The 26404-nt window shown below is 42.1% G+C and carries 26 protein-coding genes, 1 tRNA gene and 1 riboswitch; of the genes, 26 read left to right on the top strand and 1 reads right to left on the bottom strand.

All coding sequences use genetic code 11. The features are described from left to right. Positions 1 to 65 precede the first annotated feature (65 nt). The 13 genes from DET59_RS10125 to DET59_RS10065 all read left to right on the top strand — a co-directional run bounded on the left by DET59_RS10125 (position 66) and on the right by DET59_RS10065 (position 15122). Complete coding sequence (locus DET59_RS10125) at positions 66 to 839, top strand: electron transfer flavoprotein subunit beta/FixA family protein (protein WP_113969553.1); 774 nt, start codon at positions 66 to 68, stop codon at positions 837 to 839. 42 nt (positions 840 to 881) lie between these two features. After that, positions 882 to 1862 carry an electron transfer flavoprotein subunit alpha/FixB family protein gene (locus DET59_RS10120; RefSeq protein ID WP_113969552.1) on the top strand — a complete coding sequence of 327 codons (981 nt, stop codon included), beginning with the start codon at positions 882 to 884 and terminating at the stop codon, positions 1860 to 1862. Positions 1863 to 2070: 208 nt separating this feature from the next. Then, positions 2071 to 2385: a thioredoxin gene (trxA, locus tag DET59_RS10115; protein WP_113969551.1), complete on the top strand. Its 315-nt coding sequence runs from the start codon at positions 2071 to 2073 to the stop codon at positions 2383 to 2385. Between the two features lie 220 nt (positions 2386 to 2605). Next, entirely contained in the window at positions 2606 to 3790 is a 1185-nt protein-coding gene (locus DET59_RS10110; protein ID WP_113969550.1) for a hypothetical protein, read from the top strand. A gap of 122 nt (positions 3791 to 3912) precedes the next feature. Beyond that, the gene (locus DET59_RS10105; RefSeq protein ID WP_113969708.1) at positions 3913 to 4860 is read left to right on the top strand and encodes an NAD-dependent epimerase/dehydratase family protein; all 948 of its coding nucleotides are present in this window, start codon (positions 3913 to 3915) and stop codon (positions 4858 to 4860) included. Further along, positions 4844 to 5773 carry a lysylphosphatidylglycerol synthase transmembrane domain-containing protein gene (locus DET59_RS10100; protein WP_113969549.1) on the top strand — a complete coding sequence of 310 codons (930 nt, stop codon included), beginning with the start codon at positions 4844 to 4846 and terminating at the stop codon, positions 5771 to 5773. The genes DET59_RS10105 and DET59_RS10100 overlap by 17 nt, the downstream gene beginning before the upstream one ends. 1 nt (position 5774) lies before the next feature. Then, positions 5775 to 7238: an alkaline phosphatase family protein gene (locus DET59_RS10095; protein ID WP_113969548.1), complete on the top strand. Its 1464-nt coding sequence runs from the start codon at positions 5775 to 5777 to the stop codon at positions 7236 to 7238. Further along, a complete protein-coding gene (locus DET59_RS10090) occupies positions 7231 to 7989 on the top strand; it encodes a glycosyltransferase family 2 protein (RefSeq protein ID WP_113969547.1) in 759 nt (252 codons plus the stop codon). The genes DET59_RS10095 and DET59_RS10090 overlap by 8 nt, the downstream gene beginning before the upstream one ends. Before the next feature lie 59 nt (positions 7990 to 8048). Further along, positions 8049 to 8798 carry a hypothetical protein gene (locus DET59_RS10085; RefSeq protein WP_113969546.1) on the top strand — a complete coding sequence of 250 codons (750 nt, stop codon included), beginning with the start codon at positions 8049 to 8051 and terminating at the stop codon, positions 8796 to 8798. A 26-nt stretch (positions 8799 to 8824) separates the two neighbouring features. Continuing rightward, positions 8825 to 9808, top strand: coding sequence for an FTR1 family iron permease (locus DET59_RS10080; RefSeq protein ID WP_113969545.1), 984 nt, complete (start codon positions 8825 to 8827; stop codon positions 9806 to 9808). A gap of 112 nt (positions 9809 to 9920) precedes the next feature. Further along, the gene (locus DET59_RS10075) at positions 9921 to 11399 is read left to right on the top strand and encodes a glycosyltransferase family 39 protein (protein ID WP_113969544.1); all 1479 of its coding nucleotides are present in this window, start codon (positions 9921 to 9923) and stop codon (positions 11397 to 11399) included. Beyond that, entirely contained in the window at positions 11396 to 13165 is a 1770-nt protein-coding gene (gene uvrC / locus DET59_RS10070) for an excinuclease ABC subunit UvrC (protein WP_113969543.1), read from the top strand. The genes DET59_RS10075 and uvrC overlap by 4 nt, the downstream gene beginning before the upstream one ends. Positions 13166 to 13511: 346 nt before the next feature. Then, a riboswitch (Lysine riboswitch) is annotated at positions 13512 to 13690 on the top strand. Between the two features lie 193 nt (positions 13691 to 13883). Continuing rightward, positions 13884 to 15122: an aspartate kinase gene (locus DET59_RS10065; protein WP_113969542.1), complete on the top strand. Its 1239-nt coding sequence runs from the start codon at positions 13884 to 13886 to the stop codon at positions 15120 to 15122. Between the two features lie 95 nt (positions 15123 to 15217). Here DET59_RS10065 and DET59_RS10060 read toward each other — a convergent pair whose 3' ends face one another. Then, positions 15218 to 15655 carry a YslB family protein gene (locus DET59_RS10060; protein WP_258549635.1) on the bottom strand — a complete coding sequence of 146 codons (438 nt, stop codon included), beginning with the start codon at positions 15653 to 15655 and terminating at the stop codon, positions 15218 to 15220. A gap of 351 nt (positions 15656 to 16006) precedes the next feature. Here DET59_RS10060 and DET59_RS10055 point away from each other — a divergent pair, with 351 nt between their 5' ends. From DET59_RS10055 to DET59_RS09995, 13 genes are all read left to right on the top strand, one after another. Next, on the top strand, positions 16007 to 16615 hold the full coding sequence (locus DET59_RS10055) for a succinate dehydrogenase cytochrome b558 subunit (RefSeq protein ID WP_113969541.1): 609 nt from the start codon (positions 16007 to 16009) through the stop codon (positions 16613 to 16615). Between the two features lie 72 nt (positions 16616 to 16687). Beyond that, positions 16688 to 18451 (top strand): succinate dehydrogenase flavoprotein subunit, encoded by a 1764-nt coding sequence (gene sdhA / locus DET59_RS10050; RefSeq protein WP_113969540.1) that lies wholly within the window; start codon positions 16688 to 16690, stop codon positions 18449 to 18451. After that, positions 18451 to 19218, top strand: a complete 768-nt coding sequence (gene sdhB, locus DET59_RS10045; protein WP_113969706.1) for a succinate dehydrogenase iron-sulfur subunit — start codon at positions 18451 to 18453, stop codon at positions 19216 to 19218. The genes sdhA and sdhB overlap by 1 nt, the downstream gene beginning before the upstream one ends. A 146-nt stretch (positions 19219 to 19364) precedes the next feature. Beyond that, the gene (locus DET59_RS10040; RefSeq protein WP_113969539.1) at positions 19365 to 19826 is read left to right on the top strand and encodes an acyl-CoA thioesterase; all 462 of its coding nucleotides are present in this window, start codon (positions 19365 to 19367) and stop codon (positions 19824 to 19826) included. 154 nt (positions 19827 to 19980) lie between these two features. Then, positions 19981 to 20205, top strand: coding sequence for a helix-turn-helix domain-containing protein (locus DET59_RS10035; protein ID WP_032087424.1), 225 nt, complete (start codon positions 19981 to 19983; stop codon positions 20203 to 20205). Between the two features lie 285 nt (positions 20206 to 20490). Beyond that, positions 20491 to 20946: a MarR family winged helix-turn-helix transcriptional regulator gene (locus tag DET59_RS10030; RefSeq protein ID WP_113969538.1), complete on the top strand. Its 456-nt coding sequence runs from the start codon at positions 20491 to 20493 to the stop codon at positions 20944 to 20946. Positions 20947 to 20955: 9 nt separating this feature from the next. Next, positions 20956 to 21756 (top strand): glutamate racemase, encoded by an 801-nt coding sequence (racE, locus tag DET59_RS10025; RefSeq protein WP_113969537.1) that lies wholly within the window; start codon positions 20956 to 20958, stop codon positions 21754 to 21756. Between the two features lie 105 nt (positions 21757 to 21861). Further along, positions 21862 to 22938 (top strand): GerMN domain-containing protein, encoded by a 1077-nt coding sequence (locus tag DET59_RS10020; RefSeq protein WP_113969536.1) that lies wholly within the window; start codon positions 21862 to 21864, stop codon positions 22936 to 22938. A 120-nt stretch (positions 22939 to 23058) separates the two neighbouring features. Next, entirely contained in the window at positions 23059 to 23796 is a 738-nt protein-coding gene (gene rph / locus DET59_RS10015) for a ribonuclease PH (protein WP_113969535.1), read from the top strand. A gap of 16 nt (positions 23797 to 23812) precedes the next feature. Continuing rightward, the gene (locus DET59_RS10010) at positions 23813 to 24409 is read left to right on the top strand and encodes an XTP/dITP diphosphatase (protein ID WP_113969534.1); all 597 of its coding nucleotides are present in this window, start codon (positions 23813 to 23815) and stop codon (positions 24407 to 24409) included. Positions 24410 to 24421: 12 nt separating this feature from the next. Then, positions 24422 to 24931 (top strand): metallophosphoesterase, encoded by a 510-nt coding sequence (locus DET59_RS10005; RefSeq protein WP_113969533.1) that lies wholly within the window; start codon positions 24422 to 24424, stop codon positions 24929 to 24931. 153 nt (positions 24932 to 25084) lie between these two features. Continuing rightward, positions 25085 to 25161, top strand: a tRNA-Arg gene (locus DET59_RS10000). A 108-nt stretch (positions 25162 to 25269) separates the two neighbouring features. Continuing rightward, positions 25270 to 26274, top strand: a complete 1005-nt coding sequence (locus DET59_RS09995) for a tetratricopeptide repeat protein (protein WP_113969532.1) — start codon at positions 25270 to 25272, stop codon at positions 26272 to 26274. The last annotated feature ends 130 nt before the right edge of the window (positions 26275 to 26404 follow it).

The raw sequence follows: 26404 nt of genomic DNA, 5'->3' as shown, positions 1-26404 counted from the left end.
AGGGGTTAAATTGTCAAAATCTTTTTAAGGGAAAGAATGTTTACATTATTAGGAGGGACTTACGCATGAACATCTATGTACTTTTGAAAAGAACGTTTGATACTGAGGAGAAAATTTCGATCCAAAACGGTCAAATTTCTGAAGATGGAGCTGAATTTATCATAAATCCTTACGATGAATATGCAGTGGAAGAAGCTATTCAAGTTCGCGATGCACATGGTGGAGAAGTGACGGTTGTGACAGTTGGCGGAGAAGAAAGTGAAAAGCAACTGAGAACAGCACTGGCAATGGGTGCAGATAAAGCAGTCCTGATCAACACAGAGGATGACCTTGATCATGGTGATCAATTCACTACAGCCAAAATTCTTGCCCACTATTTAAAAGAACAGGAAGTAGATTTAATCCTGGCAGGTAATGTTGCGATCGATGGTGGATCTGGACAAGTTGGACCACGTGTGGCAGAACAGCTTGACATCCCTTATGTAACAACGATAACGAAATTAGAAATTGATGGCGAAACGGTAACAGTCACACGTGACGTAGAAGGGGATTCAGAAGTGATTGAAACATCCCTACCTTTACTTGTTACGGCACAGCAAGGATTGAACGAACCACGATATCCATCACTTCCAGGAATCATGAAAGCGAAGAAAAAGCCTTTAGATGAAGTGGAATTGGATGATATCGATTTAGACGAAGATGAAGTAGAAGCGAAGACAAAAACGATTGAAATCTACCTTCCACCGAAGAAGGAAGCAGGTAAAGTGTTAGAAGGCGAATTGGATGCTCAAGTATCAGAGCTTGTTTCACTTCTTCGCAATGAAGCGAAAGTTATATAAGGCTGACTCATAGTAATAACTAACATTCAGGGGGTATTTAACATGGCGAGAAAAGTATTAGTACTTGGAGAAGTTCGGGACGGATCATTACGTAATGTTTCCTTTGAAGCGATTGCGGCAGGTAAAACAGTATCTGAAGGCGGAGAAGTAATAGCCGTTCTAATCGGCAAAAGTGTAAGCGCTTTAGGTGAGGAAATGATTCAATATGGTGCGGACAAAGTAGTGGTTGTGGAAGATGATAAACTGGAGCAGTATACGCCGGATGGCTATTCTCAAGCCGTACTATCGGTTATCGACCAAGAGAAGCCTGAAGGTATCATCTTCGGACATACTGCACTTGGAAAAGATTTGTCTCCTAAAGTGGCCAGTAAGCTAAGCACAGGATTGATTTCTGATGCAACGGATCTTGAAGAAGCTGGAGGGAACCTCGTTTTCACTAGACCGATTTATTCCGGGAAAGCATTTGAAAAGAAAATCGTGACTGACGGTGTGATTTTTGCGACGATTCGTCCGAATAACATCGAACCATTAGCGAAAGATGAGTCACGTACAGGAGAAGTTTCTTCCCTTTCCGTCGATATTAAAGACTTACGCACAATCATTAAAGAAGTCGTACGTAAAGCAAGCGAAGGGGTGGACCTTTCTGAAGCGAAAGTCATCATCGCCGGCGGACGCGGAGTGAAAAGTGAAGATGGATTTAATCCTCTTCAAGAACTGGCGGAGGTTCTTGGTGGAGCTGTAGGAGCATCACGTGGAGCATGTGATGCCGACTACTGTGACTATTCCCTGCAGATTGGTCAAACAGGTAAAGTCGTAACGCCTGACCTTTATATTGCATGTGGTATTTCTGGAGCCATCCAGCATTTAGCGGGTATGTCGAATTCAAAAGTCATCGTTGCGATCAACAAAGATCCTGAAGCGAACATCTTCAACGTAGCGGATTATGGAATCGTTGGTGACCTGTTCGAAGTGGTACCGATGCTGACTGAAGAGTTTAAAAAGCTTAAAGTATCCTCTTCTTAATTCCATTGACGTTTTGAAGTAGCGTCTAAAGGGTATGAGCATAGTATGTAGTGAAAATAAGGATGCAGCCAGATGGCTGATCCTTATTTTTCTTCCCTGTATATTCCGTTATCTGAAGGGAATATTACCTACGAGCAGATTAATAGCATCACAAAAAAAACGGTGATATACTTACGTTACATTCAAAGATATTAGGAGGCGCATATAAATGGCAATTACACATGCTACTGATCAATCATTCTCGACTGAAACAAATTCTGGACTGGTATTAGCGGATTTCTGGGCACCTTGGTGTGGACCTTGTAAAATGATCGCTCCAGTTCTGGAAGAGTTAGATGGAGAAATGGGCGACAAAGTAAAAATCGTCAAAGTTGACGTTGATGAAAACCAGGAAACAGCAGGTAAATACGGGGTTATGAGTATCCCGACTTTAGTTGTCCTTAAAGACGGCGAAGTAGTAGATAAAGTAATCGGTTTCCAACCTAAGGAAGCACTTGCTGAACTATTAAACAAACATGCATAAGAAGCACTATTAAAACACCGGGGCTGTCATGACAGCCCCGGTGTTTTTGTATTTTATGGATGGTACATACTGCTGGTCACTCAAGATTGAGCCCTCTCTCTTTTTATTTCAACAAAATTTTCAAAAAACGTTGACTATGAGAATCATTCTCGATATAATTTTAAACGGAAATGAAAATCATTATCATTTATATTTCAATACATTCTGGGGGTACATACATATGAAAAAGAGAGATCTAACTAAAATTTTCGCAGCATTCCTTTTAACAGGTTCCGTATTAGCAGGTTGCGGAAGCACATCTGAAGAACCGAAAGAAACAGATCAATCTTCTGAAGAGAAGAAAGAAGAACCAAAAGAAGAAAAAGAAGAAATGGCACTTAATGCAGAATCACAAGTTAAAGCGTACACAGATATGAAAGCTGAATTAGAGAAGATGAAAGAAGACAAGGAAGTAAATTGGGAGACTGTCAATGACCTATATACTTCTGAGTTACAAGCATCGGTTAATGAAGTGAATGGTGAATTTTCTCAAGGGATTGAAGCCGCTATTTCAGGCGGTCAATCAGGCGAGCTTGAGAAAAACGTTGCCCGTCAAATCATTGATAAACTGACACAATCGTATTTCTATCAAGTTCAAAAAGGATTACAGGGCCAAGCAGCTGAGGACATTGAGGCGGATAAAGCGGATGATGCCAAAGCAAAGTTTGCTGAAGTCAAGTACTTAGCAGAAAATGTATTCATTCCTACAGCTGAAAAGCGTGATAGCTTATATGAATTATCAGGTGAATCCAGCATGGTAGAAAACATTAACAACGGTCTATCTCTACAGGAAGAAGCATTGGCTGATTCAAATGCGGAAGACTTCGCTGTTTATAAGCAAGTGACAGATAAATCGATCTATCAAAGCTATTACCTTGCTTCAAATTCGTATGCTGAAAAAATCAGCAAAGCGGTTGAAGAAGGAAATACGGAAGAGTTAGCGATTATGCAAGCCGAAGGATATGGTTTCCTCCAGGCTATTAAAGGATCTTTAGCTGGTGGAGACGAGGCTGCTGCAAATGAATTGGATTCCATCTTCTCCCTGGAGAATGACCCATCCACGATTGATGCTGATAAAGTAAATTCACTTTACACGAAAGCAATCAAAGGTAAAGCAGCAGGATATCATGAAGAAGCTGCAGAAGCTCTAGAGTCTGGTGATGTTGCGAAAGCAAAAGTAGAGGCTATGGAAGGCAATATGTTTGTTAAAATGCTAGAGGTGGACGTGAAGAATCAACTGGGAGAAGAGAAATCACAAGAACTGTTTGATCTTTCTCAAAAATGGTTTGAAGCGATCTCTTCTGAAAAAGCAGATGAAGCGAAACAGCATAGTGAATCTATTCTTAACATCCTGAATCAATTATAATATAGTGTATGGAGGCTGGCCTTATGTTGAGGTCAGTCTCTATTTGTAAGTCATTCTTATTCTCCATGCACGTTTGTGCTAAACTAAACCTATTGTCTAAAAGTCAAGAGAGTGTGATGAAAGTGAAAATAGTGATTACAGGTGGTGCGGGATTTATCGGGATGCACCTGACAAAAAGGCTTCTCAAAGTGGGTCATCAGGTTTCAATCATTGATTGTTTCCATACCTATTATTCAGCTCATCGAAAAAAACAGCATGTGAGTGAGATTAAATTCCCTACTGGGGATTTATACGAAGTTGACCTCTTAGATCGTGATAAGACTAGAGCGATCATCAATGAATTGAAGCCCGACGCGGTCATCCATTTAGCCGCTTTGCCAGGGGTGGCCTATTCATTGGAGGAGCCGCTGAAATATGTGGATTATGATATTAAAGCCACCATCAATATGGTAGAGGCTTGTGGAGAAGCCGGAGTCAAACATTTCTTGTTTGCGTCTTCATCCTCTGTTTATGGGGATAAGCCGGGAATGCCGTTAAAGGAAGAGGATGCAGACGGTATGACCATTTCTCCATACGCTGCTTCGAAGTGGAGTGCAGAAAGCTTCTGCCATATGTATGCACATATGTACGATATGCATGTGAACATCCTTCGTTTCTTTACGGTGTATGACCCATGGGGAAGACCGGATATGGCGATTCCTAAATTCATTTCGAAACTTCTGAAAAACGAGTCCATCTCCATTTTTGGCAGTGACAGTGGACGGGACTATACGTATATCGATGATATCATCCACGGGATTGAATTAACCTTACATAAGGGGAAAAGAGGAGAAACCTACAATCTGGGAAGTGGTCGGGTTGTGAAAATGACTAGATTGTTAGAGATTCTTCGTCACCATTTTCCTGAAATGAACGTGAATTATGATACTTATCGCCTCGGGGATGTTTTTTCTACTCATTCAGATATTTCAAAGGCTCAATCTCACCTGGGATATTCTCCAATCACCACCATTGAAGAGGGAATAGGGAATACCATTCTGTGGGCAAAACAAAATGAAAAGCATTTATAAATCTCTTAAGTTCATTATCGGACTCGGAATCCTTTGCTATTTTATATGGTTCATTGCAACAGGATGGGACCATGAGCAGTTTAAACGGTTATTATACCAGCTGATCCTTCATCCCGTCATGGTGATTTCGAGTATGGTCATTTACGGTTCCTCTTTCTATTTAAAAGGGATAGCCACGAAAAAACTTCTAGGTGATCAAATCAAGCTTTCCAGTGCCATGTATGGTCTTTGGTACAGCTTGGCACTCAATCATCTGCTGCCCATCAAGGGCGGGGACGTTCTCCGTTCGTATATTTTATATGAAAGAGAAGGATTATCTAAATCAGCTTCGGCTCAATCTGTTATTATAGTAAGGCTGATGGATATCCTTTCACTCTGTCTACTCGTATCATTGGGGATATCGTTTGTAGCATTGGAAAACCCACTATCAACAGATGTTATATTGGTGGTCGGAGGAATCATCTTATTGGTGATAGGATGGATCTCTTATTACAAGCGTCAATTCCTCTATCAGCAATGGAATGTCACGCTCTCTCTCATAAAGGGGAGGGGATTTTCCTATGCATTTTTCCTTGTTTTCATCAGTTGGATATTGGAAGCGGCCCTGTTGCTGTCTGTATGCATCGCAACGAATACAGGAATCTCGACCTTTCAGGGTATCTGGGTGAATAGCCTAACCATTCTCGGTCAGGTCTTTCAAATTACACCCGGTGGGCTTGCGAATTATGAAACGATCATGGCTTTTGGCCTCAATCAATTCTCAATACCGATGGAAACAGGTATTACCATCGCAGTTCTGACACATGGGATCAAATTCATATTCTCCTATTCTGTTGGACTGTATGCCCTGGTGAAGTATCCTATTTCACTGACACTCATTAAAAAGTTAAGTAAAAGAAAAGGAGGGGCATGAAGTGAAAAGCGCCTCTAAGTTTGAAAAGGTAGCAGCACGCTGCTGGAATTTATTAAATGAAGGAAAACCCTTCACACCCATTTTTACTGTAGGTACGATGCTTCTCTTTCATCTTGGTGATTTTGCCTCGTTACCATTTTGGCTGAATTTCACAATTAGTTTAGCGATCACCCTGCCACTATTTATATTATTTTTTGTTTATGATTTCCCATTGTTTTTAAGGAACTACCTGTGGCTGCCGATTGTGGCTTACTTAATCATCGGATGGGAATGGAATCTCGGGTTATCCCTGTTAGGAATCGGTCTTTACTTTTTCTTCACAATTTTATTCTGGGGAACATTATATTATCACTTACGCATCGGAACGTCGTGGCTTAACTTCACAAGGTTCTGGAAGCTCGTACTGAAAAACAGTGACTCTACAAGTGGAAATGCCCAGGAGCAGCTTCCTAAATTTCTATTATTGCTGGCTTACTGGCAGTACACTTACTCACTCCTTGATACAAGCCAGCAGCTGCCAATTGTTCAGTTTTTAAGCTTCTTTGGGGGTCTTTTGGTTTTCACCTTCATTCTTCACCGTTATTTATTCGATTGGAAGCCAAAGATGTATGAAGAATATGCAAAAGAGGCGGAAGATTGGAAAGAGGATCGGGCAGATCGTGTAGTGGTCATTGTGGTGGACGGGATGAGGAAGGAACGTTACCAGGAAGCGGAAACCCCGTTTTTGGATTCCCTCAAGGCAGAAGGAACCGAATTCTCCAACATGGAGACGGTATATCCTGCCCGCACGGTGGTCTGTTTTTCATCCATGTTCACCGGGACGTATCCGTATGAACACGGGATCACTTCGAATATGGTATGGAAGCTGGGGATTAAAGTCGAAAGCATCTTTGACTCTTTACGAAAAGTAGGGAAGAAGGGAAGGCTTTTAGGGGTTGCCCATCTGGTCGATTCCATGGGGTCTGACGTGGATACGTTCACAGCCGTCATGCATAACGATAAAGCGGATCCGACAATCATGAAAAAAGCGAAACATATCATGAAAGAACAAGATCCGGATTTATTCATCGTACAAATGATCGGGACCGATCAAACCGGACACAGTCGCGGGGTTTTATACGACGAGTATTTGCAAAAGATAAAAGAAGCAGACCGATTGATTGAAGACTTTGTCCAATGGATGACGGAAGAAGGCAAGATGGAAAACACAACATTATTTATCTGTGCCGATCATGGACAGGCTGATGGAATCGGGGGACACGGGCATCTTGATGAAGGGGAGCGATTCGTGCCATTTATTATGCATGGACCTAATATCCAAAAGGGACGCAAGGTAGAATCAAAGCATAGTCTTGTTTCCATGGCCAGCACCATCGCTCATATTCTGGGAGCACCTTTCCCGAGCCATGCACGTGGACCTGTATTAGAAGAAGCGTTTAGAAGAAAGGAAGAACACCGTGAATAAACAGAAGGTTGTTGTTTTTTTGCCTGCTTATAATGAAGAAGAAACCATCGGGGATGTCATTCGTGACATTCCCAGAGAGTTTCATCCTGATGTCAGAGTGGAAGTACTGGTCGTGAATGATGGGTCGACCGATGACACCGTTAAGGTTGCAGAAGAAGCAGGAGCAGACTATATCGTACATATGGAACGTAATTCAGGCTTAGGGGCGGCAGTAAGAAGAGGGTTAAAGGAATCGCTGATAAAGGGTGCGGATATTGGTGTCATGATTGATGCGGATGGAGAATATCCTGCATCTCAAATTCCTGAGCTATTAGAGCCAATCTTCACAAATCAGTCAGACTATACAATGGGATCCCGCTTTAAGGGGACCATCGACGGAATGAAGATCCATCGCCGCCTCGGCAATTATTGTTTCACCTTACTACAATGTGTGTTGCTGAGAACCTGGATTTATGACGGTCAATCAGGGATGAGAGCATTCTCCAAACAAGTAATGGAACATGCTGAAATCATTCATGACTATAATTATGCTCAAGTGGTGACTCTAAATATCATGCGTAAAGGTTTCAGAATGACGGAAGTTCCGATTGAATATAGGGTTCGGACGAAGGGACGATCCTTCATCAAGTTCAAAGCTTATATGTTTAATGTACTTCCGGCGATCGCGAAAGAAATGAAGCGGCCGGTTGAAAAAGTGGATATAGAATATAATGTTCACAAAATTTCTGCAACATCGTTTGAAAGCCTTTAAAATCGTATTGACAAGTATAATGATAATCATTATCATTGAAAATACAGGAGGATTTCCATATGAAAAAAAGCCTTTTTTTTAGTCTTACATTGATATTTATTCTCAATTACATATTTATCCCGTCACAGGCGTCTGCTTATTCTTATGGGGATCCAGGAGAAGAGAAAATCGCTGAAGCGTATAAAGAGCTCGAAAACAGCTTAGAGAATGATGACTGGGATAATGCAAAGAAAATATATGATTCGTATGAAAAGGATTTTGGACTATATTTTTCAAAGGTGCAGCCCGACATTAAGAAAGCTTTCAAGGAAAAAGACAAGGATCTTTTATTAGAAAGCTGGAGAGCGGCATTGATGCTGAATATCGAAAGAAGACTGCATTTTGCTCAAAATCAATTCGACGATTATGGTCAGGCGAAACTTCTTCTTGCCAAAGCAAGAGGGACTTTTAATGTATTGGAACCATTTGTTGTTGAAGAAAAAAGCCAGGAAGAAGCAGATAAGATTTATGCTTCATTCGATACTGCCCTAAATTCTTTGGGAAATCCCGGGTTGTTCGGGATTGGAAGCAAAGATAATGATCCTGATGCTTTCGATAAAGAAGTAGAGTCGATCATCAAAGAACTTCGACCGTTATTTCCGATTCCTTCTGAAAAAGCCGATGAAAGTCATTTAAGCGAAGAGAATCTTGGCTTCTTAGATGGAATGGGAGAAGGGGGAAGCTCAAGCTTCTGGCTCTATTTCTCACTAGCACTGATTTTGATTCTTATTGTACTCATAACGATCAATAAACGTAAAAATAAACAGTAATAGAAGGTAACAAAGGGGGAAACAAAGTGGATTTCCAAGCATTTTTGATTACACTGAGAGAGTCTTTAGAAGCCATTCTGATTGTAGGGTTGATTCTTTCTTATCTTACAAGATTAAAAGCAGACAAATATAAGAAATGGGTTTATGTAGGAGTCTTACTTGCACTTGTATCCAGCTTTCTAGTCGCTTTACTGTTCCAAGTCGTCCTGACAGGGTTCTCGAGCTTTGGAGCTGAAGTTTACTTGAAGGTTGGCATCATGTTCGCATCCGTTTTCCTGCTGACTCATATGGTTGGCTGGATGAGAAAGCAGTCCAAAGGGATCAACACGGAAATGGAGAAGAAGATCAATGCGGCCTTGACGGCAGGCAGCGTATCAGCGATGATCATTCACTCATACTTGATCGTCCTTCGTGAAGGTGTCGAAACCGTATTTTTCTTCGCTGCCATCAGTGGAGGAGACGTAACGAAAGTATTCACAAGCTACGGAGCGCTCAGTGGATTATTACTTGCCATGGTTCTTGGGTATGCGTTCTTCTCAGGTGCCATGAAATTCAAGTTGAAAACATTCTTTAATGTGACAGGTTTGCTGATCATGTTCATCGCAGCCGGGTTACTTGTTCAAGGAGTAGGGATTCTTCAGGATCTTGGGATCATGGGCTCTTTATATACAACAGCAGAAGGAAAACCCGCGGAAGTATATAATCTTGTGGAAATTATGCCTGAGCACTTTCAAGATGAGCTTCACTATGAGAGAGACACAGGAAATGAGGTTCTGATCAGCGGTCAAGTTGGTCTGTTCATGGCGGCAATGTTCGGCTATAGCCACAATCCAACGATTGAACAGGTGCTTGCCTATTGGTTCTACTTCGGATTCGTATTCTTATGGATATACTTAATCCGAACGGATAAACTCATTAACCCTTTTAATCGAAAGTCCGTGCCTGCGGGGATGGAACAACAGAAAAAGACAATCAAAAAATCGCATGATGTGAAATCAATAAATGCTTAAATCCCCCTGAGCCAACTCATGATTGGAAACCTTTCTTATAAAGCCTTACAATAGGCTAAGAAGGTTTTCAAACTGAGTTGGTTTTTATTTGGAGAGAAACAGGAGAAAAACAATGATCGATAAACATTTGAACAAATGGATGATAAGTATACTGGTTGTTTTCAGCCTGTACTTTATATACAGACTTATATTGCTTCCGCCCTATGCTTCAAGCTGGGACGAAGTCGATTATGCTCTGGGCGTGATTGAATTCGATTTATTGAAGATGCAGCCTCATTTTCCAGGGTACCCTTTTTTTATTTTCGGGGGAATGATGGTGCACATCTTTGTTGATGACCCGGTTCTATCCCTTCAGATTTTCAATACGATTTTGCTGGTTAGCTCGATTCTTCCTGTTTATTGGTTATTTGGCCATTACCTTGAGAGAAAGAAAGCCATCATTGCGACGCTTTTCCTTTTTTCCCTTTCTTATCCGAGTGTGATGACCGTTCAAGCTATGAGTGAAGGTGCGGCCATCCCGGTATTATGGTGGTACTTATGGAGTCTGCACCGGGCTGTCATACGGAAGACGAAGGATGCGGCTGTCCTTCCCATTCTCCTCTTTGCCATCTTGATGGGTATACGATTATCCTATATCGGTTTTGGTGCGGGGATCCTTTACTATTGGTTTGTGTTTTGGAAGGAGAGTGGCAATGGTTCAGAAAAAGTGAAAGCCATCGCTTTTCACCTGACTCTACTCATACTTTCACAAGGGGTGTGGCTATCGGCACTGGCTGCCAATGCGGGGAGCCTTCAGACCCTGCTACAGATTGCCTTAGGGTTTACCGACGGACACTTTACGGAATGGGGAGGAACGGTAGAGTCAGATACAGGATTTTTTGAAAGGTTATGGAATTATATATTTATCAATATAGGCTGGAACGGATTATTTACACAATCACTTTCTATTATGGTCATCACGGCGCTTCTATTTTTATTAAGTGTAAAAATGACTGGAAAGTGGACTAAACCTGGTACAGGCACCATATTGCTCCTGATTGCCTTTGGATCCTATTTTATCTGGGGGTTATTTGCACAAAATATTGATAAACCGAGACATATTCTGCCTCTGGCCATATTAGCAGTTTTCTTCTTGTTGATAGGATGGATGAAAAAACTCAATGCAACGAAGATCATCGCTCTGAGCCTTTGGTTTATTTTGCATATAGGAACAAGTGTGGGCGTATTGACCGATTATCACGCTTCTGCACCCGCCGTCTACAAAACAGAGTCATACTTCACAGAGCAAAATGAGAAAACTCCGATTGTGGTGTACACATGGGAAGAAACAAGAGTATACTCCTATCTGGATGCACCTTACTCACATAAGCGTGTGTTAACCTATTCTCAATTCCTTCAGGACATTCAGCATACGAATAAAGAGATCTACCTGACCGGAGCAGTGGTTAAAGGATTCGAACAACAGGGTATTGAAAACCTTGATGAAAAAATAGAAAAAGTCCAAGTATTCCATTCACAGGAGCTATTCGATCCTGTTTATTCAACCATCACCGTCTATAAATGGGCAGACAAGAAGGGGGAGAGACGATGAACTCTACCATTACGAATAAATTAGCTCTATTACCGGATCAGCCGGGATGTTATTTGATGAAAGACAGACAAGGTACGATTATTTATGTGGGGAAAGCAAAAGTTCTGAAGAATCGAGTACGCTCTTATTTCACCGGCTCTCATGATGCCAAGACTCAACGGCTGGTAGGTGAAATTGAGGACTTCGAATACATCATGACCTCATCTGATCTGGAAGCCCTTGTGCTTGAAATGAACCTGATCAAAAAATATGACCCTAAATACAATGTCATGTTAAAGGATGATAAAAGCTATCCGTTTATCAAGTTAACGAACGAGAGACACCCGAGACTTATTACGACCCGCAAAGTCCAAAGGGGAAAAGGCCGGTACTTTGGTCCGTATCCTAACGTAGGAGCCGCAAATGAAACGAAAAAGCTCCTGGATCGACTGTATCCGTTACGAAAATGCACCACCCTTCCTGATCGGGCATGTCTTTATTACCATATGGGTCAATGTCTGGCTCCTTGTATCAAAGAAGTAAGCAAAGACACATATAGACAAATGACTGACGAAATTTCCAGGTTCCTGAATGGCGGATACAAACAGATCAAGAATCAATTAACGGTGAAAATGAATGAAGCAGCAGAGAATCTGGAATTTGAGAGAGCGAAGGAATTCCGTGATCAAATCCTTCACATTGAAGCGACAATGGAAAAGCAAAAGATGACCATGACCGACTTCACTGATCGGGATGTGTTCGGATATTCCGTTGATAAAGGCTGGATGTGTGTACAGGTATTCTTTGTGCGTCAAGGTAAGCTCATTGAACGGGATGTGTCACTGTTCCCACTCTATAATGAACCCGAGGACGAATTTCTTACTTTCTTAGGTCAGTTTTATTCGAAATCCAATCATTTTAAGCCAAAGGAACTTTTTTTGCCTGAGGAGATTGATGAAGAATTGGCGGCTAAGCTGATAGAGGTGAAAATCACCAAGCCTAGACGGGGAAAGAAGAAAGAGTTGGTCAAGCTTGCCGAAAAGAATGCGAAACAGGCACTTGAAGAAAAGTTCGCCCTGATTGAAAGAGATGAAGAGCGGACGATAAAGGCGATCGAAAGTCTAGGGGAGCATATGGGCATTTATACTCCTTTCCGTATCGAAGCATTTGATAACTCGAATATCCAAGGTTCGGACCCTGTGTCTGCGATGATTGTATTCCTTGACGGAAAGCCTGCGAAGAATGAGTATCGAAAGTATAAGATTAAAACCGTGAAAGGCCCTGATGATTATGAATCCATGAGGGAGGTCGTTCGCAGACGGTATACGAGAGTTCTAAAAGATGGTCTTCCTTTACCGGATCTCATCATCATCGATGGGGGGAAAGGTCAGATTGAAGCGGCGAGGGATGTCATTGAGAATGAGTTGGGGTTGGATATCCCGCTTGGCGGCCTTGCGAAAGACGATAAGCATCAGACGTCTGAACTGCTGTATGGTAATCCATTGCAAATCATCCCCCTTGGAAAGAGAAGCCAGGAATTCTACCTGCTGCAGCGGATCCAGGATGAAGTCCACCGATTCGCCATCACCTTCCACAGACAGCTCAGAGGAAAAAGCGCCTTCCAGTCCACCCTTGACGACATCGACGGCATCGGACCAAAACGAAAGAAACAGCTTCTTAAACACTTCGGCTCCATGAAGAAAATGAAAGAAGCGACGGTGGAAGAGTTTGTAGAGATCGGGATACCCGAATCCGTGGCGAAGGTTTTGGCTGAGAAGTTGAAGTAGGGGACATAAGAAATAGTAAGTTGATTATAATCGCTCATTTTTTAAAGTGTGTTGTTAATTTGGTATTTTCCAAGTTACTAATTGACTATGATAGTTGATTGGAGCGGAAGGTGCTCGACTCCTGCGGGAATAGCGGGAAAGTTGAGACCCCGCAGGGCAAAGCCCGAGGAGGCTCAACTCACGCCCCGCGGAAAGCGAGCACCTGCAGCGGAAATCAACCACCGCATGCTCATTCAAAACAGCACACGAATGAATAATCAAATGAAATATTGTTTCAATTAGACATTGAATCAATATTTCTCCTGTGCTATAATTAACGAAAATTTATAACATTATCACTTTTTAAAGTGGTGATAGAGGTGCGAACTTCAAAAGTACAGGTAAAGAGGAGTATGAGCTCTGTTGAGATGCTTGGAAAGGGGAGATTCGCCGAAGTGGTTTTGGTCTCATGCTGATTCCGCTGGTTCTACGTTTAAGAAATGTAGGATTGTCAAGATGATTCAATCTTGGAGAGCTATCTCACAATGCCCATGAACCTATTTAGTATGTTCTGCTGTATGTTCATAAAGCAATGAGATATTATTCTCATTGCTTTTTTTATTATCCAGCGCAGGTGATGAACCTGTTCCATGAACGTTTTAGGATGATTGTGATTGTACTCTTCACCATCAAAAAATGAGTCTTAACGAAGCACTCGATTGAGAAAGAGGGAGAAGCTGTGAGTATTATTGTTCAAAAATTCGGTGGGACTTCAGTAGGTTCTGTGGAAAGAATTCAAAATGTTGCGTCAAGAATCGCAGAGGAAAAAGAAAGAGGAAATGATGTTGTGGTCGTCGTATCCGCCATGGGGAAAACGACGGATACACTCGTTGGATTGGCAAGGGAGATTACATCGCAACCAAGTAAGAGAGAAATGGATATGCTTCTTTCTACAGGAGAGCAGGTCACCATTTCGCTTCTCACGATGGCCCTGATTCAATCCGGACATGATGCCATCTCATTCACAGGCTGGCAGGCAGGGATCGAGACGGAATCCGTTCACAGCAATGCGAGGATCACCAATATTCATACTGAAAAGATGATGAGTCACCTTCAATCGGGAAGAGTGGTGATCGTAGCAGGATTCCAAGGGATGACTGAAGCGGGGGAAATTACAACTCTCGGTCGCGGCGGATCGGATACAACCGCCGTTGCAATCGCGGCTGCCTTGAAAGCAGAACGCTGTGATATTTATACAGATGTAGACGGGGTCTACACAACGGACCCGCGATATATTAAAGGAGCACGAAAGTTACCGTCCATTTCCTATGATGAAATGTTGGAACTGGCTAATTTAGGGGCCGGAGTCCTGCATCCACGGGCAGTGGAATTTGCCAAGAATTATCAAATTCCGTTAGAGGTCAGATCCAGTATTGAAAAAGTTGAAGGAACGTATATTGAGGAGGAAGCAAGCATGGAACAAAACCTGATCGTGAGAGGCGTAGCCTTTGAAGGGGAAATCACCCGTGTAACTGTATTTGGACTGGGGAACGCATTAACGGGACTATCTTCAGTGTTTACCACCTTAGCCAAAAATCACCTGAATGTGGATATTATCATTCAAAGCCAGACCGATCAGAATACGACCAATTTATCATTCTCTATTAAAGAACAAGACCTGGAGGAAACCCTTGCTGTTCTGGAACGAAACAAAGAGCCATTAGGCTTTACCCATGTTGAGCATGAAAGTGAGCTTGCAAAAGTATCGATCGTCGGCTCCGGTATGATCTCCAATCCTGGAGTGGCGGCGGAGATGTTCGAAGTGCTGGCCCAAAACGACATCGTGGTGAAAATGGTCAGCACATCTGAAATCAAAGTATCGGCAGTCGTAGACGAGAAAAATATGCAAAAAGCAGCAGGCGTCCTACATACTGCCTTTAACCTGGACGCGGTGAAGATGGAAGAAATCACGTTATAATACTAAAGTAGCAGAGAACGGGACAAGTGAAAAAGGGTTGCCCCATCGATTGGGGCAACCCTTTATTAAAGTATTAGTGGTTGGTTGTGCAGGGACTATTCTACTTTATCTTTCTCGTCCCATCTTACAATCACTTTCACTGACTGACTTCGTTTATGTAGTTCGTCGGCAGCTTCTGCCACACATTTCTTTTGTAACTGTACTTGTTCGGCCAGGAAGCCCGTTTCCAGTTTGAATGTTACATCCGACTTTAAGGCAAGGCGTCGTTCTAACACCGGTCCGCTTATTTCAAAGGTCATCTCGTTCTTTTTTTGTTCCAGCAGTGTAAGAGTTCCCCAGCCGGCTTCAGCGAAGAACGAAATCAGTTCCTCTGATGACTGAAGGGGGAATTTCCGAGAGAGCTGTTTTCCACCCCAGTATAATATATCGGGAGTATGCTTTCCTAAAATTTCTGGAATCAATATGTCACGTAACATTTCATATCCGAAGATTGGAACGGACGGTTGATGTACTTCTTCTTTTTTCTGTTCCAAGTAAATCCCCTCTTTCTATAAAACTATTATATACATGAACAGGGGATTTATCATCCCATACCTTGAAAAATGACCTTGGGATATTTTGGTGATATAACTTTTATTTGATATTTATTTGAATTTTCGAACATTTAACGGGACGATACCTCATCTTTTCTGTTATCAATAAATTGAAAATATTTTTGCGGTATTGTCGAAATTATGTATACGTTTTCTTGACGCTTCCACTCCTTGGGAGTAAAATGAACATGTCACATTATTGTTACAATATAAAATATGTATCGTCGTCTAGTCATTCTTATAAATGCATTAGAAAACGAATTCATATTTTATCATTAAGGGGGGTAAATCATGGCTGGAAATCGAGAATTTAATTATCGCAGGCTTCATTCATTGCTAGGTGTTATTCCAGTTGGATTATTTTTAACACAACATTTAGTCGTGAACTATTTTGCCACTGGCGGGGAAGAATCATTTAACCAGGCGGCACACTTCATGGAAAGTTTACCTTTCCGTTATATCCTTGAAATTTTTATCATCTTCCTTCCATTGTATTTCCATGCAATCTACGGAATTTACATTGCATTCACTTCTAAGAACAATGCAAGTAAGTTTGGCTATTTCCGTAACTGGATGTTTTTACTTCAACGTGTGTCTGGAGTAATCACATTTATTTTTGTTACTTGGCATGTATGGGAAACAAGAGTAGCAGCAGCATTTGGGGCTGAAGTGAACTTTCAAATGATGGAAAACATCTTATCTAATCCATTTATGCTAGGGTTTTATGTGCTGGGTGTTCTTTCAACAATCTTCCACTTTGCGAATGGTTTATGGTCATTCTGCGTGAGCTGGGGAATTACAGTGTCACCTCGTTCTCAATTAATTGCTACATATGTTACGATCGGAATCTTTGTAGCATTATCGATTGTCGGTATGCGTGCAATTTTTGCCTTCGTATAAGAAGAAATAGATACGAGTCTAATAGATTAAATAAGTGCTCTCGAAGTATGGTAGGAAAAGGAGTGAGTCACGATGAGTAAAGGCAAAATCATCGTTGTCGGTGGCGGTTTAGCCGGCCTGATGGCCACAATTAAAGCAGCAGAAAAAGGAACGCAAGTAGATTTATTCTCACTGGTACCCGTTAAGCGTTCTCACTCTGTATGTGCACAAGGTGGTATTAACGGAGCCGTTAATACCAAGGGAGAAGGAGACTCTCCTTGGGAACATTTCGATGATACAGTATATGGTGGGGATTTCTTAGCGAACCAACCACCTGTTAAAGCAATGACAGAAGCGGCACCGGGGATTATTCATTTACTGGATCGTATGGGGGTAATGTTCAATCGTACACCGGAAGGATTACTGGATTTCCGTCGTTTCGGTGGAACGCAGCATCATAGAACAGCTTTCGCTGGTGCTACGACTGGTCAACAATTATTGTATGCGTTGGACGAGCAGGTTCGACGTCATGAAGTAGCAGGGCTTGTGAATAAGTTCGAAGGTTGGGAATTCCTTGGCGTCGTGGTCGATGACGAAGGAGTGGCAAGAGGAATCGTTGCTCAAAACCTTCAAACGATGGAAATTAAATCGTTCGCAGCTGATGCAGTGATCATGGCAACCGGAGGACCAGGGATTATCTTCGGTAAATCCACCAACTCTGTTATCAATACAGGTTCAGCCGCTTCGATCGTCTATCAACAAGGTGCTTACTATTCAAATGGTGAGTTCATTCAAATTCACCCGACAGCCATTCCAGGGGACGATAAGCTTCGCCTCATGAGTGAATCGGCCCGTGGTGAAGGTGGACGAGTTTGGACATATAAAGATGGAAAGCCGTGGTACTTCCTTGAAGAGAAGTATCCTGCATACGGAAACCTTGTACCCCGTGATATCGCAACACGTGAAATCTTTGATGTGTGCGTAAACCAAAAGCTTGGTATTAACGGTGAAAACATGGTTTACCTGGATCTATCTCATAAAGATTCAAAAGAGCTTGACATTAAGCTTGGCGGAATCATCGAAATCTATGAGAAGTTCATGGGTGATGACCCGCGTAAAGTACCAATGAAAATCTTCCCTGCGGTTCACTATTCCATGGGTGGACTATGGGTGGATTATGATCAAATGACCAATATCCCTGGTTTATTCGCTGCTGGTGAGTGTGATTATTCTCAGCACGGAGGTAACCGCTTAGGGGCGAACTCATTACTATCCGCTATATATGGTGGTATGGTTGCAGGTCCTAATGCTATTAAATATATCTCAGGGCTTGAGAAAACAGTTGAATCCGTCCCTTCTTCTCTATTCGATCGTTATGTGAAACAGGAAGAAGAAAAATGGAACAACATCATGTCCATGAATGGTACTGAGAATGCTTATGTCATTCATAAAGAACTTGGTGAGTGGATGACGGATAACGTAACCGTTGTACGTCATAACGATAAGCTGAAACAGACCGATGAAAAGATCCAGGAATTAATGGAACGTTACCAAAACATCAATATCAATGACACGGCTAAATGGAGCAACCAAGGGGCAACATTCACCCGTCAATTGTGGAACATGCTGCAACTGGCCCGTGTTATTACAATCGGTGCTTTAAATCGTAACGAGAGCCGTGGAGCTCACTATAAACCTGACTTCCCTGAACGTAATGATGAAGAATTCCTGAAGACAACGATGGCTAAATACAATGCCGCAACGAATTCACCTGAATTCCATTACGAGGAAGTAGATACTTCACTGATTGCACCACGGAAGCGTGACTATTCTAAGAAAAAAGGGGGAAATAAATGATGAGTGAAAACAAAAGAGTCCGTTTTATCATTACTCGTCAAGATGGCCCGGAAACAGCAACTTTCCAAGAAGAGTTCGAGCTTGATTACCGTCCGAATATGAACGTTATTTCTGCACTGATGGAAATCCGTCGTAATCCGGTCAATGCAAAAGGGGAACAAACAACTCCGATTAACTGGGATATGAACTGTCTGGAAGAAGTATGTGGGGCTTGTTCAATGGTGATCAACGGAAAGCCAAGACAATCTTGTACCGCTTTAGTTGATCAATTGGAACAACCGATCCGCTTGGAGCCTATGCGTACTTTCCCTGTTGTTCGTGACCTGCAGGTAGACCGCAGCCGCATGTTCGACAGCTTAAAGAAAGTAAAAGCATGGATTCCGATTGATGGAACATACGATCTTGGTCCCGGACCGCGTATGCCGGAGAAAAAACGTCAATGGGCATATGAGTTATCGAAATGTATGACATGTGGTGTTTGTTTGGAAGCATGTCCTAACGTAAACAGTAAATCGGACTTCATCGGTCCTGCTCCATTATCACAGGTCCGTCTGTTCAATGCCCATCCAACGGGTGCCATGAATCAGGATGAGCGTCTTGAATCGATCATGGGAGACGGAGGCCTTGCAAACTGCGGGAACTCTCAAAACTGTGTTCAATCATGTCCAAAGGGGATTCCTCTTACGACATCGATTGCAGCACTGAATAGAGAGACCACTTTCCAAATGTTTAAAAACTTCTTCGGAAGCGACCATATGGTTGATTAATCGTAAAAGTCAAAAAGCACTTTCCTTCGGGGAGTGCTTTTTTTGTCTTTTATAGGTTTCTTATTTATCAGAAAAAGATTATAATAAATAATGAATGATCATTCATTTTCTTATTCTATATTCATTTCCCAAAAGGAGGAGCCAATTTGAAGCATTTTACATACATTGATGATATAGCAACATGGCAAAAAGAATTTTCATTTTCAATCCATATAAAGGTTCGGTTTTCCGAGACTGATATGTTTGGACATATGAACAATACCATTCCATTCACTTATTTCGAAGAAGCTAGGATCGAATTTTTTAAACACAAAGGATTTATGCAAAACTGGGTAAAACCTGAACACGATACGATTCCTGTCGTTGCAGATCTACAATGTGATTTTGTCAAACAAGTATTCTTCGACGAACAGCTGAAGGTTTGTGTAAAGGCGAATAGTGTGGGGAAATCTTCAGTGGATTTACACTATATGGGTCTGAATGAAAGAGAAGAGGTTTGCTTTACAGGTAGAGGAACCATGGTCCAAATATCAAAACAGACCGGAAAAGGTGTCCCTTGGACGGAAGAAATGAAGGCGAAGCTTGACTGCAAAATGGCGGTATCTTAGCCCATTGTAGTGTGTTGTAAAAACCGTTGCCTATTTTTCATTTAACTTCCTTCTCTATGTCACTCCAAACCCTCCCTTCACATATGATATTCTGACGACCACAATACCCATCCCCGCGGTTTAAAGCTGGCGAAGGCAAGGAGGGTTACCATAATTGAAGGACAATGATTTTACACACAAACCGTTGCTCACCAAAAGAGAAAAAGAAGTATTCGAACTGTTAGTTCAAGACAAAACAACTAAAGAAATAGCTAGTGATCTATTTATTAGCGAGAAAACAGTTCGGAATCATATTTCCAACGCCATGCAAAAGCTTGGAGTGAAGGGGCGATCTCAAGCTGTTGTAGAGCTTCTTCGCATGGGGGAACTCAAGCTTTAATTGTAAGGGACTGATTCTAATGACAAACAATTAACGGGTCTTCCGCGGATGCCTATTAATGTTTGAATGAGAGTCAGTCTCTTTTAGTTCTGGACCATTTGTGAACTTGTCTTGAATTTTTACAGTAAAAGAGCGAAAATGCTAGTAGGGGAAGTCTAGGCTGAAAGAAAGGTCACTTAGGTCCCATCATATAATAGAAGCTAAAACAGGAAGGTCTTATGTGATCGATTCCCGTTTTCAATAAGGAGTACATATCCGGTTTCTGATTTTAAAAGGAGAGTAATCATGACGAATTCTAAAGAAATCATTGGAGAATTACAGGTTGTTGCAGATATAGAAAAAGACCTGCGCTACATATCATCGATCATTAAGCAAAAAGGAAGGGAAATATTGAGTCAGTACACCATCACCCCGCCGCAGTTCATTGCACTGCAGTGGTTATTTGAATATGGTGATATGACCATTGGTGATCTATCGAATAGAATGTACCTTGCCTGCAGTACCACAACCGATCTCGTGGATAGAATGGAGAAAAATCAGTTGGTGGAACGCGTGAAGGATGAAAATGATCGCAGGGTCGTCCGGATTCATATGCTAAAAGAGGGCGAAAGAATTATTGAAGAAGTCATCAATAAAAGGCAAGATTATTTACAGAGTGTCCTGACGGATTTCTCCGAACAAGAAGTGTTACTATTAAAAGATAATTTAGCAAAGCTTCATCAAGAAATGAAACCAGAATGAGGGAATAACGTGATTCAACCAATTGGCATCATTGATTCTGGGGTTGGGGGGCTTACCGTTGCCAGAGAAGTGATGCGTCAGCTACCGAAAGAGACCATCTACTATCTTGGTGACACAGCCCGTTGTCCCTACGGACCCAGAACAGCTCAAGAAGTGAAAACATTCACATGGGAAATGACCCAATATCTCATGCAATATGATATGAAGATGCTGATCATCGCATGTAATACCGCCACTGCGGTTGTGCTGGATGAAATTCAGACCCACTTGGACATCCCGGTAATAGGCGTCATTCACCCTGGGGCCAGAGCGGCAATCAAGCATACTCATAATAAGAGAATCGGTGTCCTTGGAACAGTCGGGACGATTAATAGCGGTGCCTATGTAGAAGCACTCCACTCCCTGCACGGCAGCTTGGATGTCACGTCACTCGCCTGTCCGAAATTTGTCCCTTTAGTAGAAAGTGGAGAATACAATAGCTCCATGGCGGAAGAAATAGTAGAAGAGACTCTCCGCCCCATTAAAGATACGGATATCGATACGCTGATTCTGGGGTGCACCCACTACCCGCTATTACAGCCTAAGATTAAAGCCTACATGGGTCCGGAGATCAGTGTGATAAGCTCCGGAGATGAAACGGCACGGGAAGTAAGTACGATTCTCGATTATTACAATCTCCTATACAGGGGAGTGCAAAAGCCTGAACACCGCTTTTTCAACACAGGGTCTTCGGCCATCTTTTCACGCATTGCCTCCGATTGGCTGACAGTCGGAGAAGTGAAAGCAGAAACCATTCGATTACAGGATTAGTATCCTGTGATCGGATGGTTCTTTTATTTTCAAAAAGTTTCGGTCTATTTTATAGAGCGGGCTCGTATACATGTTAGTACAAACTGTCTTTTAGGAGGTTTCCCAATGGCAAAAAAAGCAAAGGTATCAATTGCTGTAACGGTTTTAGCTTCTTCTGTATATCTTTCAGGTTGTGGATTACTCAGTTTCGGTGATGATAAAGAGAAAATCGATCCTCCTCAAGACCTATCCTACTTAAAAGAAGGGGAGAAAGTGGATACGGCTAAAGGAGAAGACGCAGAAAAAGAAGTGAGCAAGGAAGAAGCAACTGCTGAAACGGTCATGACAGAGCTATATCTCATCGATAAAAAGGGGTATGTTGTCTCACAATCGCTGCCGCTCCCAGGTGAAGAAAGTGTGGCAAAACAAGCTCTTGAGTATCTGGTCGTAGATGGACCGGTTCAAAATGTGCTGCCGAATGGTTTTAGAGCCGTGCTTCCGGCGGATACACAAGTGACGGTCGATATTAAAGACGGAACGGCCATTGCCGATTTCTCTCCGGAATTCAATAACTACCAGCCTGAAGATGAGCAGAAAATTCTTCAATCCGTCACGTGGACGCTTACTCAATTTGATTCAGTTGAAAAAGTAGAGCTTAGAGTGAATGGATATCCACTGACTGAAATGCCTGTTAACGGAACACCGATTGATGAAAAAGGATTAACGAGAAAAGTCGGTATCAACGTGGATACTTCCGGTGTGGTGGATCTTACGAGCACAAAACCACTAACGGTGTATTATGTATCGCAAACGGATGATAAAACGTATTACGTTCCTGTTACTAAACGCGTAAGCTCAAATTCAGTGGATGAAATCACTGCGGTTGTGAAAGAGTTGATTGATGGACCAGGATACTCTTCTGCACTTGCAAGTGATTTTACAGGTGCCAAACTATTAGACGATCCGAAGCTTGAAGACGGAACCGTAACATTGAACTTTAACGAAGCAGTTTATGGAAGCCTTGAAGAAAAAATGGTTTCTGAACATATGTTAAATTCTCTCGTTCTTTCTTTAACAGAGCAAAAAGGGATTAAAGGAGTCTCTGTTTTAGTGAATGGTGAAGCAACGGTAGTGTCTAAAGACGGCGAAACCATCACAGAACCAGTGACAAGACCAGAAAATGTGAATGCAATTAGTTTTTAAATAACGATTTTTTGATATACTATTATAGAAACATCTGAAAAGAGGTTGGCAAAATGCCACCTCTTCTATTTTTGATTAGACCGTTTTTACATAACGTACGAAAATACAGGAGGTAATGATATGAGAACAGATGGTAGAGAAAAGAATCAATTGCGGAATATTGAAATCGAGACAGATTATGTGAAGCATCCGGAAGGCTCCGTCCTCATAACGGTTGGAGAAACAAAGGTCATTTGTAATGCCAGCATCGAAGAACGAGTGCCTCCTTTTATGAGAAACAGTGGAAAAGGGTGGATCACGGCTGAATATTCCATGTTGCCAAGAGCAACGGAAACGAGAAACATTCGCGAATCTTCTAAAGGGAAGGTTTCAGGAAGAACAATGGAAATTCAACGTCTTATTGGAAGGGCGCTCCGAGCGGTAGTCGATTTGGATGCGTTAGGAGAACGTACAATCTGGATTGATTGTGATGTCATTCAAGCAGACGGTGGGACAAGAACGGCTTCGATCACTGGGGCTTTCGTTGCTACGGCAATGGCAGTGGCAAAGCTTCAAGACAGCAAAAAAATATCTTCTTTTCCACTGAAAAGTTTCTTGGCAGCCACAAGTGTGGGGATTGTTGAAGAGCACGGGGCGGTTCTTGATTTGAATTATATTGAAGATAGCAGTGCATTGGTGGATATGAACATCATCATGACGGGTGAAGGCGAATTTGTAGAGCTTCAGGGAACAGGGGAAGAAGCAACCTTTACGATGGACCAATTGAAGCAACTGTTAAAACTTGGACAAGAAGGAATCCACGAGATATTCCAAATTCAGCAGCAATCATTAGGGGATATAGTAAAAAGATTTCAATAAAGGGATGAGACTGTAGATGACAAAACGAGTGATCATAGCCACGAAAAACCGGGGAAAAGCAAAAGAGTTTCAACATATGTTTGCTCCATACGGGTATGAGGTACAAACATTACTAGACCTTCCTCACATTGAGGATGTTGAAGAAACCGGTGAAACGTTTGAAGAAAATGCCATATTAAAGGCTGAAACGGTTGCGCAGGAATTGGGAGTACTGGTGATAGCGGATGATTCAGGTTTGGCCATCGATGCCCTCGAAGGTCGCCCGGGAGTGTATTCTGCACGCTACGCAGGTGAAGAGAAGAGTGACGAGGCGAACATGGACAAGGTATTAAGTGAGCTTGAGTCTGTTGAAGAAACTCACCGTACCGCACGCTTTCACTGTGTTTTAGCGATTGCCGATCCCAATGGGGAAACCAGGACCGTTACAGGAACATGCGAAGGCATGATTTTGCAAGAAAAGAGGGGAACGAATGGGTTTGGGTACGATCCGATTTTCTACGTTCCTACTCTTCAAAAGTCCATGGCTGAACTATCTCAGGACGAGAAGAGTCAGATCAGCCATCGTGGAAATGCCTTGAAAAAGCTAAAGAACATAATCTCAGACTTTATTTAAAGGGTGAGCGGAATGAAACTATTGGTTGTAAGTGATAGTCACGGTTCAAATGAAGAGCTATTGGAGCTATCAGAGAAGTATCAATCTGCCGTAGATGCCATGATTCACTGCGGAGATTCTGAATTAAGTGCGGACGACCAGGCCTTGTCCCCCTACCTTGTGGTGAGGGGAAACTGTGATATGGATGCCAGGTTACCCGACGATCTTGTTGAAAAGGTAGAGGGCCATTCAATCATGGTCACACACGGTCATCTGTATGGAATTAAAATGTCACTGATGAAGCTGCGTTATCAAGCTGAAGAAGTTGGAGCACAATTTGTTTTCTTTGGTCATTCACACACACTCGGTGCAGAAATGAATAATGGCACATTGTTCTTGAATCCTGGAAGCATCCTTTTGCCAAGAGGCAGGAGAGAACGAACCTACGCATTAGTAGAAGTAAATGATCAGGAAATAAAGGTAACATTCTTAACTCATGATCACGTAGTTCTGGACGAATTGACTCAATCCTTTCAATTGTAAAAGCATTGTGAGAACCTGCCACGGCGGGTTCTCTTCCATTATTTCAGATAAAAGAAGCGATCCTGGAAAAATAATTTAAACTTTTTTTGAAAATCTGTTGACTTATTGATGCTATGTGAATATAATAAATATTGTCCTTGAAAAACAAATCACGTCCCAGTAGCTCAGCCGGATAGAGCATACGCCTTCTAAGCGTACGGTCGGGAGTTCGAATCTCTCCTGGGACGCCATAAATCCTACATACACAAAGCTTACCTATAAAGGGTAGGCTTTTTTTGTTATCCAAAAGATATCATGCTAAACTAATACAAACTAAAAAGTATAGGCAGGTACGTTTTATGACTAAGGGAAACCATGAAGGAAAAGGAAAAGTCGTCCTGTTTCCAGGATTGAAGGATCGTTTGCTGGAAAAGGGTGTGCAGGCACTTGAGAAAGGAGAGGTGCATGAATCCTCTCAGTTACTCACGCAAGCCTATGAATTAGAACCTGATAATCCCGATATCAATACTGCACTCGTGCTATCTCTTTATGAAAGCAAGCAGTACGACAAAGCCAGATCCATATGTAAAGAGATGCTCCTCGAAGGGATCGGGGACTATTTCGAAGTCGTTGATATGTATTTGATGATTCTCATCCAGCTTCATCAGCACAGGGAAGTGGTCGACACGATCAACGTCCTGTTTGATGAAAAAGAAGTGCCCTTTGAAAAGGAAGAACATTTCAGGAAGCTTCTCCAATTCAGTGAAAAAGTAGTGAACGGAAAAGCGTCCATTCCTGAAGAAGAATCATCAGAAGAAGATCAATCGTCCATCTTATCCGGGAAGAGCCTGGAGGAACAGACGTTGATCGTGGCGCAGCTGGTTCATCGTAACATTCAACCGTTCGTCGGGGAGTTGCAAGCGGTTATAAAGGATCCATCTGCCCATCCATTTCTGCAAACGATGATCTTAAATGTTTTAAGAGAGCATGGAATGGATAAAGAAGTAGATGTAGCAAAGTTCGGCTTAGAGGAGCGGGTGTCTCCTGCCGCTTTGAAAGATGTGTTCGAGTCTGATTTCTTTAAGATGGTCACAGACTCACTGGACGATCTTCTGGCCCAAACGAATCCTACGCTATTTCAGCACGCTCAAGATTTACTGAAAAGGCATACCTTCCTTCTCTATCCTTTTACACTTGAGGAGGAACCGAAAGCAATCGCTTCGGTGTATGCTTACTACACGGCAGGGATGTTTGCCGATGCCATCCTTGAAGAAGAGTTAAAAGGCCAGGTTGAAAACACACAATCTCAGTGGATTCTTACAAGAATTACGGAACTAGAGGAAATTTCCTCTCCTAATATTTAAATGCTCTCTGTTGAAAGACAGTGGCTGTATGTTATAATGTAATGGTTGTAATGTAAAAGTTTTTCATATATTTACGATGATAGTGCTAGATTCATACGGGACTATCTACTACTATGCGTAAAAATACAAG

This window comes from Rossellomorea aquimaris, from assembly GCF_003315075.1.
Taxonomy (GTDB): domain Bacteria; phylum Bacillota; class Bacilli; order Bacillales; family Bacillaceae_B; genus Rossellomorea; species Rossellomorea aquimaris_C.
Note: the sequence above shows the minus strand (reverse complement) of the source record. Positions and strands in the feature narration are given on the sequence as shown.